This window comes from Variovorax sp. GW821-FHT09D05 (assembly GCF_059416325.1).
In genome coordinates this window covers 425171-438206 of the sequence record NZ_JBWKOZ010000002.1, presented here as the reverse complement: position 1 = coordinate 438206, position 13036 = coordinate 425171, and the positions used below count along the sequence as shown (strand labels likewise).

10 protein-coding genes are annotated in these 13036 nt (G+C 62.3%); 5 read left to right on the top strand and 5 right to left on the bottom strand.

Translation table 11 applies throughout. The features are described from left to right. Positions 1 to 3: 3 nt before the first annotated feature. The 5 genes from AC07O3_RS06675 to AC07O3_RS06655 form a co-directional block, all read right to left on the bottom strand. A complete protein-coding gene (locus AC07O3_RS06675) occupies positions 4 to 366 on the bottom strand; it encodes a hypothetical protein (RefSeq protein WP_495338885.1) in 363 nt (120 codons plus the stop codon). A gap of 18 nt (positions 367 to 384) precedes the next feature. Next, complete coding sequence (locus tag AC07O3_RS06670; RefSeq protein WP_495338884.1) at positions 385 to 774, bottom strand: hypothetical protein; 390 nt, start codon at positions 772 to 774, stop codon at positions 385 to 387. A gap of 17 nt (positions 775 to 791) precedes the next feature. Beyond that, positions 792 to 1238: a beta-barrel domain-containing protein gene (locus tag AC07O3_RS06665; protein WP_495338883.1), complete on the bottom strand. Its 447-nt coding sequence runs from the start codon at positions 1236 to 1238 to the stop codon at positions 792 to 794. A 440-nt stretch (positions 1239 to 1678) separates the two neighbouring features. Further along, positions 1679 to 2095 carry a hypothetical protein gene (locus AC07O3_RS06660; protein ID WP_495338882.1) on the bottom strand — a complete coding sequence of 139 codons (417 nt, stop codon included), beginning with the start codon at positions 2093 to 2095 and terminating at the stop codon, positions 1679 to 1681. A gap of 538 nt (positions 2096 to 2633) precedes the next feature. After that, the gene (locus tag AC07O3_RS06655; protein ID WP_495338881.1) at positions 2634 to 3110 is read right to left on the bottom strand and encodes an Lrp/AsnC family transcriptional regulator; all 477 of its coding nucleotides are present in this window, start codon (positions 3108 to 3110) and stop codon (positions 2634 to 2636) included. Positions 3111 to 3288: 178 nt separating this feature from the next. Between AC07O3_RS06655 and AC07O3_RS06650 the strand changes: the two genes are divergently transcribed. From AC07O3_RS06650 to AC07O3_RS06630, 5 genes are all read left to right on the top strand, one after another. Then, positions 3289 to 6900 (top strand): indolepyruvate ferredoxin oxidoreductase family protein, encoded by a 3612-nt coding sequence (locus tag AC07O3_RS06650; RefSeq protein ID WP_495338880.1) that lies wholly within the window; start codon positions 3289 to 3291, stop codon positions 6898 to 6900. A gap of 292 nt (positions 6901 to 7192) precedes the next feature. After that, positions 7193 to 7525 (top strand): preprotein translocase subunit YajC, encoded by a 333-nt coding sequence (gene yajC / locus AC07O3_RS06645; RefSeq protein WP_013544185.1) that lies wholly within the window; start codon positions 7193 to 7195, stop codon positions 7523 to 7525. An 89-nt stretch (positions 7526 to 7614) separates the two neighbouring features. Beyond that, complete coding sequence (secD, locus tag AC07O3_RS06640; protein WP_495338879.1) at positions 7615 to 9498, top strand: protein translocase subunit SecD; 1884 nt, start codon at positions 7615 to 7617, stop codon at positions 9496 to 9498. 18 nt (positions 9499 to 9516) lie between these two features. Then, positions 9517 to 10470, top strand: a complete 954-nt coding sequence (secF, locus tag AC07O3_RS06635; protein ID WP_093055365.1) for a protein translocase subunit SecF — start codon at positions 9517 to 9519, stop codon at positions 10468 to 10470. A gap of 157 nt (positions 10471 to 10627) precedes the next feature. Continuing rightward, complete coding sequence (locus AC07O3_RS06630) at positions 10628 to 13033, top strand: DUF1631 family protein (protein WP_093076210.1); 2406 nt, start codon at positions 10628 to 10630, stop codon at positions 13031 to 13033. Positions 13034 to 13036: the final 3 nt, after the last annotated feature.

The following is a 13036-nucleotide window of genomic DNA, read 5'->3' as shown; positions in this document are numbered from 1 at the left end:
TATTTACTTTTCGTCTAGAAAATACAGCGGTGCTGCGGCACCGAAGCCAAACTGCAAAATCTCTATGACATTCTTTTTTGCATAGCTCGAGCCTCCGACTTGATACACTCTTATCGAATTGATATTGAGCTGTGGCACCGCGCCTCCGAGAATTGAAACGTTAGGGTTTTTGCCAATCAGTTTGGTTGCCTCATCAGCAGAAATCTCGATCATTCCTGTGTTTGAAAGATCGTGTGTACCCACAAGTTCAGCATATTTTTCCAAATTGATGCTTGAAGGCTTCATTGCCGAGGTTGATGGTTGCCCGAGCGAGCCTGTCATTTGCATAACAAGCGCACCGAAAATAAATGCGTTTCGCAAAATCATTTGGCAGAAGACAGTCAATTATTCATCGCCATCTAGACCCCATCGACTCACATCAGAGCTAGGCCCAAAGAAGATTCGAAAGCATCCGATCCCCTCGCCGTCTACTGTAATGTTGGCGATGTTTTCTCCCATCACTGTGAGAACAGTCGTAACTGATTGGCCATTAGCCGCCGTTACAATACCGGTCATTGTGCCGGCGGCGTCGTCAACAGAGGCGGCATAAGTATTTCCGCCGACGACAAATTTAATTCCACTGGAGGTTTCAACGATGTCCTGAATGGTCACTCCATTTAGGGTAATAGGCTCAAATCCCCCTCCCACGATTAGCTCTTCAGCTCGCGATAAAGTTCGGGAGTTTGGGATTGGAGAAAAGTTGCTCACGCTTCTGTTTCGAATGCTAATAAACATGGGTTGTATTGTCTGGGTTACCTGGTTGTAATGTGGGCTGTTTTATAGAATCCGATGAGCGGTTCAAAAGCCCATTCCAATATAGATCGACGTTCCTTAAGAACGTCAGCGTCAACTGACATGCCGGGTACTACGTTGACTTTGGTTGCGCCGTGGCTTAGTTCTCCTCCTTTCAAAATCGCTTTAACTCGATAAAGTGGTTCATTGCTCTGCAATGATGTAAGACTTGGGAGTAGCCCTGCTGGCAATTCCTGCTGATTGATTGGCGCGCTGCTTATCGATTCCACGGTCCCTTGAAGCATTCCAAATTTTTGATACGGATAAGCGCCAACTCTGACCCATATTTTTTGACCTTGCTCAATGAAGCCAATATTTTTCGACGCCGCGTATAGCTCTATGCCAATAGTGTTCTTTTTGTCGTTGCCAAAGGATTGAATTGTGGCCAGCGACTGTCCGTTTTGCACGTTGCTCCCAGAGCGGACGTGAAGTGCTGCTAGACGCCCTTTCACCGGAGAAGTAATGACCCAACGAGTTCGATCATTTACTGCCGCTTCCTGATCCAATCCTGCCAAATCTCTTTCGAATTTGCTTAAGGCGGATTTAAGCAGGATTTCGTTGCTTTTAATATCGGCAGATACGTCATTTAAATCCCCGATGGAATTGGTTAGGGCTCTCCTGGCCGTGATTAATTTGCTTTGAATGTTTAATAGCCCTTCTTCTTTTTCATGGATTTGAAGTTTGGAGAAGAAGCCTTTTTCCTCTAGATCGCGATATTGATTGACGCGAGCGGCGGCGTGCTTCTCAATGCGACTGGATTTTGCAAGATCAAGTTTCGAATTTTCGATATTTGCTTCTATTCCGCGGCTCTTGGCGCGCAGCGCGATAGCTCGCTGCTGGGCCGTTTCTATCGTGATTTTTTTTCATCATTTATCGCTTTGCGGCGACGATCAATAGTCTTCGAAACTAGCTCGGAGAAATTTCCTTTTTCGGTGTTGTGATCACTCGTTATTCGAAAAAGACTCTGGCCTGCCTCTAGGGGAGCACCCTCTTTTGCCAGGATTTCAACAATGGTTCCAGCCTCCTTCGGCCCAACAGATATCACGCCTTCATTGAAAATCACCCAGCCTGGTAAGCGCGCCTTTTTTTGAAATTTTCCAAAATATGAAAACAAAAAGGCGGCAATTAAAATTATTGCAGCACAAATCGCAATCAAATCCAATGAGGCGTGTCTCGCCAGGTGAATGTTGCCTAAATATTGAGCCTGACTATTGCTGGCGGCTTGCCTTCTAAAAAGTAGGCTAATCTCGTCATCTTGTTTCATCTCTTTTCCACATCGTGTGCTCCTAAGGCCAAGTTCCACTTGCTCGTACTATGAGCATAACCTTGAGCAATAAGAAAAATGTCAGCGCTTTGTTGCCTATTGAGAAAAATGATGTGGGCGAGAAAAACGGTCTTGGAATTGAGTAAAAATTGCTAAGCAGACGTGCGTTTGTTGGTTTTGAATTGCGTCTAATTTGTGAAAGCAATGAGCGGGATTCATCCGTGAGTTTGGAACTCTCTGGCTCGAGGCGAGAGAGTCAGGCGTACAGAACCTGAGCAGAAATGAGCACTCGGGGCGTTAGTGCTCGAAAGGCGGGAGATCGACTGCGCCATCGGGCGGCGAACCTAGCGACTTTGCTCTGCTTAGGTCTGAGGCGGGAGAGGGGCAGAGGCTCGTGCGAGCCTTGGAAGAAGACGGAAGACCGGACTCGCCGATTTCGCTACGCTAGCAATGGTCACCCGTACGTGTAGGGGTGTACGAAGACCGCAAAGCGGGCAAACGGTATTGACAAGACCGCGTCAGCGGCAGGGCGTCGGTGTTACTTCGCCAGATGCCCTAGCGGCAGCGCGCTGCTGGCCTTCACCTCGCCCAGCGAGAAGCTGGTGTGCAGGTCCTTCACGTTCGGCAGGTTCATCAGGTGCTGGCGCGCGAAGGCCGAGAAGCTGTCGAGGTCCTGCGCCACCACCTGCAGCTCGAAGGTGCCGGTGCCGCTGATGTAGTGGCAGGCGATCACGTCGGGCAGCTTGCGGATCGCGTCTTCCAGCCGGCGGGTGGCCTCGTGGGTAACGCGCTCGGTATCGACCCGCACGAAGGCGAGCACGCCCAGGCCGATCTTGTGGCGGTCGATCTCGGCGTGGTAACCCTTGATGAAGCCGGCTTCCTCCAGCGCGCGCACCCGGCGCCAGCAGGGCGCGGCCGACAGGCCCACGCGCTGCGCAAGCTCGGCATTCGTGAGGCGGCCGTCGGCCTGCAGTTCTTGCAGGATTGCGAGGTCGAACTTGTCAATGCTTTCCATGGATGGCAATCTTAAGCAAGATTCTTTCTGGAAGCGGGTTTTTCAGGGCAAAGAACGCAAACACCTGTCGCGGACCCCGGCATACACTTTGCACGATCATGGGCTCGTGCCCTACCCGGGCACAGACCCACAGTAATCAGCCAGGCTCACAAGGCCCTGCCATACGGAGACAAAGAACATGAATGCACCGCTACCTGCGCACATTCGCAAGGCCCTGGAGACCGTCACGCTCGACGACAAATATTCTCTGGACTACGGCCGTGCCTTCATGAGCGGCGTCCAGGCCCTCGTCAAGCTGCCCATGCTGCAGCGCCTGCGCGACCAGCAGGCCGGCAAGAACACCGCCGGCTTCATCAGCGGCTACCGCGGCTCCCCGCTCGGCGGCTATGACCAGGCGCTGTGGAAGGCCAGCAAGTTTCTTAAAGAACAGAACATCGTCTTCCAGCCCGGCGTGAACGAAGAGCTCGCGGCCACCGCGCTCTGGGGCACCCAGCAGTTGGGCTTCTCCCCGCAGGGCACCAACAAGTTCGACGGCGTCTTCGGCATCTGGTACGGCAAGGGCCCGGGCGTGGACCGCTGCTCGGACGTCTTCAAGCACGCCAACATGGCCGGCACCACCGAGTTCGGCGGCGTGATCGCGGTGGCGGGCGACGACCACATCTCCAAGAGCTCCACCGCCGCGCACCAGAGCGACCACATCTTCAAGGCCTGCGGCACGCCGGTGTTCTTCCCGGCGAACGTGCAGGAAATCCTCGACCTGGGCATCCACGCCTTCGCCATGAGCCGCTTCTCGGGCGTGTGGTCGGGCATGAAGACGATCCAGGAGATCGTCGAGTCGAGCGCCACGGCCATGATCGATCCGGATCGCGTGGAGATCGTCATTCCCACCGACTTCGAGATGCCGCCCGGCGGCCTGCACATCCGCTGGCCCGACCATGCGCTGGAGCAGGAAGCCCGGCTCATGCACTACAAGTGGTACGCCGCGCTGGCCTACATCCGCGCCAACCGGCTCAACCACAACGTGATCGAGGGCCCCAACGACCGCTTCGGCATCATGGCCAGCGGCAAGGCCTACAACGACACCCGCCAGGCGCTCATCGACCTGGGCCTGGACGACGCGGCCTGCCGCCAGCTCGGCATCCGCCTGCACAAGGTGGGCGTGGTGTGGCCGCTGGAGGCGCAGCTCACGCGCCAGTTCGCCACCGGCCTGCAGGAGATCCTGGTGGTCGAAGAAAAGCGCCAGGTCATCGAATACCAGCTCAAGGAAGAGCTCTACAACTGGCGCCCCGACGTGCGGCCCAACGTGGTCGGCAAGTTCGACGAGGGCGAGGTGCACGCGGCCGAGGGCTACTCGGGCGGTGAATGGTCGATGCCCAACCCGACCTCGCACACGCTGCTGCGCGCCAACGCCGACCTGAACCCGGCGCTCATCGCCAAGGCCATCGCCACGCGCCTGAAGAAGACCGGCCTGCTGGCCGCCGCCGGCGCCGACATGGCCGCGCGCATCGACGCGCAGCTCGCCATCCTCGAAGCCAAGGAGCGTTCGATGGTGGTGCAGCAGGCTTCCACCAGCGTGGTCGACGCCACGCGCCAGCCCTGGTTCTGCTCGGGCTGCCCGCACAACACCAGCACCGTGGTGCCCGAAGGCTCGCGCGCAATGGGCGGCATCGGCTGCCACTTCATGGCGACCTGGATGGACCGCTCCACCATCGGCTTCACGCAGATGGGCGGCGAGGGCGTGCCATGGGTGGGCCAGCAGCCCTTCACGACCGACCAGCACATCTTCGCGAACCTGGGCGACGGCACGTACTTCCATAGCGGCCTGCTCGCCATTCGCCAGAGCATCGCGGCGGGCGTAAACATCACCTACAAGATCCTCTACAACGACGCGGTCGCCATGACGGGCGGCCAGCAGGTCGGCGAACGGCCCGAAGGCCACTCGGTGCTGCAGATTGCCGAGAGCCTGCATGCCGAGGGCGCCAAGAAGGTTGTCATCGTCACCGACGAGCCCGAGAAGTACGAGGGCGTGAACATCCCCGGCGACCACGTGCAGGTCAAGCACCGCGACCTGCTCGACGACGTGCAGCGCGAGTTCCGCAAGATCCCCGGCACCACGGCCATCATCTACGACCAGACCTGCGCCACCGAGAAGCGCCGCCGCCGCAAGCGGGGCACAGCCGTCGATCCGGCCAAGCGCGTGGTCATCAACGAGCTGGTCTGCGAAGGCTGCGGCGACTGCAGCGTGCAGAGCAACTGCCTGAGCGTGGAGCCGCTGGAGACCGAATTCGGCCGCAAGCGCACCATCAACCAGAGCAGCTGCAACAAGGACATGAGCTGCCTGAAGGGCTTCTGCCCGAGCTTCGTGACGGTCGAAGGCGGCCAGCTCAAGAAGAAGGGCAAGAACAAGGCGGCCACGCCGGCCGAGTTCGGCCTGCTGCCCGAGCCCGCGATTCCGTCGCTGGTGGGCGGCAAGGTCTGGGGCGTGGTGGTGGCGGGCGTTGGTGGCACCGGCGTGATCACCATCGGCCAGCTGCTGGGAATGGCTGCGCACATCGAGGCCAAGGGCATCGTCACGCAGGACGCGGCCGGCCTTGCGCAAAAGGGCGGCGCCACCTGGAGCCATGTGCTCATCGGCGACACGCAGGACGACATCCGCACCACGCGCGTGGGCACCGCGGCGGCCGACCTGATCCTGGCCTGCGATCCGCTGGTCACGGTGAATGCCGAAACCATGGCGCGCATGCGCGAAGGGCGCACGCACGTGGCGCTCAACAGCCACAGCGCACCGACGGCCGCCTTCGTGCGCAACGCCAACTGGCAGAACCCCGAAGACGCCTGCGCAGCCGAGATCACGCGCGCCGTGGGCATCGACGGCATGGGCACCTTCGATGCCGACGCCGCCGCGACCACGCTGATGGGCGACACCATCTACGTCAACCCGATGATCCTGGGCTACGCCTGGCAGAAGGGCTGGATCCCGCTGGAACACGAGTCGCTGATGCGCGCCATCGAGCTGAACGCCGTGGCGGTCGAGAACAACAAGACGGCGTTCGAATGGGGCCGCCAGGCAGCGGTGCGCCCCGAAGAGCTGCAAAAGCGCGTGCGCCCGGGCCAGGTCATCGAGTTCAAGAAGCGCGAGTCGGTCGAGGCCATCGTGGCGCGCCGCGTGGAGTTCTTGACCGGTTACCAGAACGCGGCCTATGCCGACGAATACAGGCAGTTCGTGGGCAAGGTGCAGCAGGCCGAGTCGGCCACCGGCAAGAGCACGGCGCTGACCGAGGCGGTCGCGCGCTACCTGTTCAAGCTGATGGCATACAAGGACGAGTACGAAGTCGCCCGCCTGCACACCGACCGCACTTTCCTCGACCGCGTCGAGGGCATGTTCGAAGGTGACTACAAGCTCAACTACCACCTGGCTCCGCCGATCATCGCGAAGAAGAACTCCAAGGGGCAGCTGCAGAAGCAGAAGTTCGGCCCCTGGATGCTGACCGGCTTCAGGTTCCTCGCGAAGCTCAAGGGCCTGCGCGGCACGGCGCTCGACATCTTCGGCCGCACTGAAGAGCGCAAGACCGAGCGCGCGCTGATCGGCGAATACCGCGCCAGCATCGAGGAAGTGATCGGCGCCCTGCGCGCCGACAACCACGCGCTGGCGCTGGAGATCGCCAGCCTGCCCGAGCAGATCCGCGGCTACGGCCACGTGAAGGATCGCAACCTGGCAGCGGCCCGCACCCGCTGGAGCGAACTGATGGCCAAGTGGCGCAACCCGCAGGCGCAGCGCGTGGCGGCCTGATTTTCAGGGCTGGTTGATCATGCAAAGGGCGCCCATGGGTGCCCTTTGCTATTGAAAACGTAGCAAAACACGATCAGCCCGAATAGCAGGAAAGCCCTCCCCACCGCGCCGGATAAGCGCCCGGAGCGGCTATCCGCCCCGAATACAATGCCCGGTGCTGTGCGCGGCCAAGCCCCGCCAAGCTTTGATTTGCGGCCCGTTTCCCTTGTGGCCGCGAAGCCGCGAAAGAGGCGGAATGACGGACCCCGGTCCGCGCTCCTCTCGTTTTCTCTTCCCTCTGCTGGAGACTCTCTTGTTCATTTCCTCTGCTTTCGCCCAGACCGCGCCCGCTGCAGCCGGCGGCGGTGACATGTTGTCTTCCCTCGGCAGCATGCTGCCCCTGGTGCTGATGTTCGTGGTGCTGTATTTCGTCATGATCCGGCCCCAGATGAAGCGCCAGAAGGAAGCCCGCGCCATGATCGAAGCCTTGGCCAAGGGCGACGAAGTCGCCACCGCCGGCGGCGTGCTCGGCAAGATCACCTCGCTGGGCGACCAGTACCTCGGCCTCGAGATCGCCAACGGCATCGAGATCAAGATCCAGCGCAGCGCCGTCGTGCAGGTCCTGCCCAAGGGCGCCGTCAAATAAAAGCGTGAGCCGAGCCTTGCGCTTTGCGGCGCAGGGCCCCATTTCACGCCGTGTTCCATTTCTGAAAAGCTTGTAAAAAGCGCCCTCTCATGAACCGTTACCCGGTCTGGAAGTACGCGATCATCGTGATCGTGTTGCTCGTGGGACTCGTCTACGCCCTGCCCAATTTCTTCGGTGAGGCGCCTGCAGTGCAGGTGTCGGCGGCCAAGTCCACCGTCAAGATCGACGCGGCTACCCAGGCCAGGGTCGAAGGCCTGCTCAAGACGGCCGGCCTCACGCCCGATCTGCTGAGCCTCGAACCCACCGCGGTGCGTGCGCGCTTTGCCACCACCGACGACCAGATCAAGGCACGCGACACGCTGCAGCAGGCGCTGGTGCCCGATGCGGACGACCCCTCCTACGTGGTGGCGCTGAACCTGGTGTCGCGCTCGCCCTCGTGGCTGACCGCGCTGCACGCCTTCCCGATGTACCTGGGCCTCGACCTGCGCGGCGGCGTCGACTTCCTGCTGCAGGTCGACATGCGCGGCGTGCTCGACAAGAAGGCCGAGTCCTTCGCCGGCGACATCCGCATGGGCCTGCGCGAAAAGAAGGTTCGCGGCAGCGCCGTGAACCGCAACGGCCAGACCGTCGAGATCACGCTGCGCGACGCCGACAGCGTGGAAACCGCCCGGCGCCTGATCCAGGACCAGATGCCCGACCTCACCACGGTCGAGAGCCAGCAGGGCTCCGAATGGCGCATCGTGGCCAGCATCAAGCCCGAAGCCGCGCGCCGCATCCAGGACGCGGCACTCAAGCAGAACGTGACGACGCTGCACAACCGGATCAACGAACTCGGCGTGGCCGAGCCGGTGATCCAGCAGCAGGGCATCGACCGCATCGTCGTGCAGTTGCCCGGCATGCAGGACCCGGCCCAGGCCAAGCGGATCATCGGCCGCACCGCCACGCTCGAAATGCGCCTGGTGGACGAAAGCGCCGAAGGCCGCTCGGCCGAACTGAACGGCGGTCCGGTGCCCTTCGGTTCCGAGAAATTCCTCGACCGCTCGGGCCGTCCGGTGATCGTGAAGAAGCAGGTGCTGGTCACCGGCGAGAACCTCACCGACGCGCAGCCCGGCTTCGACCAGCAGAGCAACCAGCCCAAGGTCGACCTGACCATGGACTCCAAGGGCGGCACCATCATGCGTGACGTCAGCCGCGAGAACTACAAGAAGCGCATGGCCATGCTGATCTTCGAGAAGGGCAAGGGCGAAGTGCTCACGGCCCCGTCGATCAACGGCGAGCTGGGCAACCGCTTCCAGGTGTCGGGCTCGATGACCGTGGCCGAAGCCAACGACCTCGCGCTGCTGCTGCGCGCCGGCTCGCTGGCCGCGCCGATGGAAATCATCCAGGAACGCACCATCGGCCCGACGCAGGGCGCCGAAAACATCAAGAAAGGCTTCGACAGCGTGATGTACGGCTTCGCCGCGATCATGGTGTTCATGTGCATCTACTACGCGCTGTTCGGCCTGTTCTCGTCGATCGCGCTGGCCGTCAACCTGATGCTGCTGGTGGCCATTCTCTCGATCCTGCAGGCCACGCTCACGCTGCCGGGCATCGCGGCCATGGCGCTTGCCATCGGCGTGGCCATCGACTCCAACGTACTGATCAACGAACGCGTGCGCGAAGAACTTCGCAACGGGGCGTCGCCGCAGGCGGCCATTCATGCGGGCTACGAACGCGCCTGGGGCACCATCCTCGACTCCAACGTGACCACGCTGATCGCGGGCATCGCGTTGCTGGCCTTCGGCTCGGGTCCGGTGCGCGGCTTCGCGGTGGTGCACTGCATCGGCATCGTCACCTCGATGTTCTCGGCGGTGTTCTTCTCGCGCGGCCTCGTGAACTTCTGGTACGGCCAGAAGAAGAAGCTCAAGACGGTGTCCATCGGCACGGTCTGGCGCCCCAAGATCGACGGCGCTGCCGTGGCCGAAACGAAGTAAGAGGCAGAAGAGACAGTCATGGAATTCTTCCGCATCCACAAGACCATCCCGTTCATGCGCCACGCGCTGGTGCTGAACATCGTTTCCTTCGTCACCTTCGCGCTGGCGGTGTTCTTCCTGCTCCACCGCGGGCTGCACCTGTCGGTGGAATTCACCGGCGGCACGGTGATGGAAGTCGCCTACACGCAGTCGGCCGATGTCGGCAAGGTCCGCGAAATCGTCGGCACGCTGGGCTACACCGAAGTGCAGGTGCAGAGCTTCGGCAAGTCGGTGCAGATCCGCCTGCCTGTGAAGAAGGGCGCAACTTCCGCCCAGCAGAGCGCCGAGGTGATGACCGCGCTGAAGGCGGCCGAGCCGACGGTGGAACTGCGCAGCAACGAATTCGTCGGCCCGCAGGTCGGCGACGAGCTCACCACCAACGGCCTGAAGGCCCTGGCCATGGTGGTCGTCGGCATCATGATCTACCTGGCGTTTCGCTTCGAATGGAAGTTTGCGCTGGCTACCGTGCTGGCCAACCTGCACGACGTGGTGATCATCCTGGGCTTCTTCGCCTTCTTCCAGTGGGAGTTCTCGCTGGCGGTGCTGGCGGCGGTGCTGGCGGTGCTGGGGTATTCGGTGAACGAGTCGGTCGTGATCTTCGACCGGATCCGCGAGAACTTCCGCCGCTACCGGAAGATGTCGACCACCGAGATCATCGACAACGCGATCACCTCGACCATCAGCCGGACCATCATCACCCACGGCTCCACCCAGCTGGTGGTGCTGTCGATGTTCTTCTTCGGTGGCCCGACCCTGCACTACTTTGCGCTGGCGCTGACCATCGGCATCTGCTTCGGCATCTACTCGTCGGCCTTCGTGGCGGCGGCAATCGCCATGTGGCTCGGCGTGAAGCGCGAAGACCTGATCAAGGGCGGCCCGGCCAAGCGCGACGGCGAGTCCGAAGACGACCCGAACGCCGGCGCCGTGGTCTGACGGATACTTCGGGGTTCAACAAAGCGGTGGCGGCAATGCTGCCACCGCGGTCCGCAGGCAACGCCGGGTACTCTTCGCACTTGTGCGGTAGCGCTTCCCGATGCAAGCTCGCGGTTGTTGCCGATGAATCGATCACCCAGGCCTTTCCGACTTTTCAATGAGCATTGCGCGGTCCGCCTCTTCCCTGCAGCTCGCACGCGAGACGCGTGAGCGTTTCGTATTGGCCACGGAAGGCGCCATTGCGCCGCTGGCCCGCGCGATCCGGGACCGGCTGACGTCGCTGTCCTCCGAGGCCGGCACCGCCCGCGCCATGCAGGAAAACCGCGACGACTTCGTCGCATTCCAGGGGCAGGCCACGCAGTGGGTGACGCTCTCGCAGACCGGCTGGCGCAAGGCGCTGGGCGCCGGCTCCGGCAGTCCGTCGACGCTGCCTTCGGCGCTGCGGCTCGAGCTGATCGGCGACGAAGTGGTGGAAAGCAACATCCTCTCCTCGCGCCTCGCGCAGCTGATCCACGACAAGGCCAGCTTCGAACTCAGCGACCTGCGCCTGCGCATCCAGCACCTCGAAGGCACCACCGAACTCGACGCCAAGGACGTGCTCAAGCCCGAGACGCTGGCCAAGCTGCTGGTCGAGCAATGGCTGGCGGTCGGCCTGAGCCGCGGGCTCTGGACCCGGGTGCAGGACACGGTGCAGCAGGGTCTGGTCGAAGTGGTCGTCAAGGCCTACGAGAGCGCCAATGCCTACCTGATCGCCAACGGCGTGATGCAGGAGATCGACCTCAAGAGCTTCGTCCGTCGCACTGGCAGTGCGGGGGGCGGCGGTGGCAGCGGTGGTGGATCGGGCGCCGCACCGGTGGACAGCGGCATGTCCTCCGGCGGACCCCACAGCGCGCAGCGGCCTGGTTATGGATTCGGAGGACAGCAGGCATCCGTGCCGTCGACCGTGGCCGCGGCGCCCGCATCGACCACCGGCGGCTCGCCGCTCTCAATTGCGCGGCAGCGAGCGCAGACCGCGCTGTTGAGCCTCAAGCGCTTCGTGACGGCGCGCATCGGCGGCGAGGCGGGCGGCTCCGCCGCACAGTTCCAGACTGCAGGCGCGGAAGGGCGCGCCACGGGTGGCAGCGGCCAACCGGGCCAGGGCGGCGGCATTGCGGCGCCCCGCGTGTTCTCCAGGACCTTCGCCGGTGCCATCGCCGACGCCGAGGTCGCCTACCGGATGGCTGCCACGCAGTACATGGACGGCGCGGCCGAACAGGCCACGCTGATCCAGCAGACGGCGGTCGACCTGCGCCGGCGCAGCACCGAGCTCAAGAAACGCGCGCCCACCACGGCCGACAAGGCCACGGTCGAGATCGTGGCGCTGATGTTCCAGGCCATCCTTGCCGAGGAGCGCATTCCGTTTTCGGCGCGCGTGTGGTTCGCGCGCCTGCAGATGCCCGTGCTGCGCGTGGCCATTGCCGAGCCCGAGTTCTTCGGCACCCTGCAGCACCCCGCACGCATGCTGATCGACCGCATGGGCTCGTGCGTCATGGGCTTCGACGCGGCAGCCATCACCGGCAGCGCGCTCGAAGGCGAGATCCGCCGCGTGGTGCAGGTGATCGAGCAATACCCCGAAACCGGCCAGCGCGTGTTCAAGCTGGTGTTCGACGAATTCGTCGCCTTCCTCAACCGCTATCTGACGCAGAGCGACACCACGCAGCGCGTGATGAGCGTGGCGCAGCAGGTCGAGCAGAAGGAAACGATGGCGATCCAGTACACCATCGAGTTGCGCAAGATGCTCAACGACATGCCGGTGCGCGACGAGATCCGCGAGTTTCTCTTCAAGATCTGGGCTGAGGTGCTGGCCATTGCCGCGCTGCGCTACGGCGCGCAGGGCGAGCAGACCGTCATGCTCAAGCGCGTGGCCTCCGAGCTGGTGTGGGCCGCGAGCGCCAAGCCCAACCGCACCGACCGCGCCCGCGTCATCCAGGACCTGCCGCAGCTGCTGCAGCGCCTGCGCCAGGGCATGGCGCTGCTGGGCATCGTCGACGAGCCGCAGGAAGCCCACATCAAGACCATCGGCGCTACGCTGTCCGACGCCTTCCTGTCGAAGACCGAAGCCATTCCGCAGGCCAAGATCGAGGCGATGGCCGAGCGGCTGGCGCACCTGGAAGACTTCGTGAGCGACGTGGGCGGCACCGCCGACCTGCCGCTCGATGCCCACAGCATCGAACTGCTGCTGGGCGTGGATGCAGCGTCGATCGAAGTCATACCGGACGCCGCCGGCGCCAGGGTGCCCGAGGACATGATTGCCTGGGCGCACGAGCTGCAGGTGGGCAACTGGTTCATGCTCGACCACAACGACCGCGTGAGCCAGGTGCAGTTCGTCTGGCGCAGCGAGCGCAAGCAGCTGCATCTGTTCGCGACGTCGGATGGGCGCAGCTTCCTCATTCAAGCCGGCCGGCTTGCAACCTACCTGCAGGCGGGCCTGCTGGTGCCGGCGGAAGAAGAAACGCTCACGGTGCGCGCCACGCGCGAGGCGCTGGCGAAGCTGGATGCCAACCCGGAACGGCTGCTGAACTAACGG

What these genes read in the sequence shown, in the direction of transcription:
- AC07O3_RS06675 (WP_495338885.1), bottom strand. Translation starts at nt 366, where the DNA reads ATGATTTTGCGAAACGCATTTATTTTCGGTGCGCTTGTTATGCAAATG.
- AC07O3_RS06670 (WP_495338884.1), bottom strand. Translation starts at nt 774, where the DNA reads ATGTTTATTAGCATTCGAAACAGAAGCGTGAGCAACTTTTCTCCAATC.
- AC07O3_RS06660 (WP_495338882.1), bottom strand. Translation starts at nt 2,095, where the DNA reads ATGAAACAAGATGACGAGATTAGCCTACTTTTTAGAAGGCAAGCCGCC.
- AC07O3_RS06655 (WP_495338881.1), bottom strand. Translation starts at nt 3,110, where the DNA reads ATGGAAAGCATTGACAAGTTCGACCTCGCAATCCTGCAAGAACTGCAG.
- AC07O3_RS06650 (WP_495338880.1), top strand. Translation starts at nt 3,289, where the DNA reads ATGAATGCACCGCTACCTGCGCACATTCGCAAGGCCCTGGAGACCGTC.
- secD (WP_495338879.1), top strand. Translation starts at nt 7,615, where the DNA reads ATGAACCGTTACCCGGTCTGGAAGTACGCGATCATCGTGATCGTGTTG.
- secF (WP_093055365.1), top strand. Translation starts at nt 9,517, where the DNA reads ATGGAATTCTTCCGCATCCACAAGACCATCCCGTTCATGCGCCACGCG.
- AC07O3_RS06630 (WP_093076210.1), top strand. Translation starts at nt 10,628, where the DNA reads ATGAGCATTGCGCGGTCCGCCTCTTCCCTGCAGCTCGCACGCGAGACG.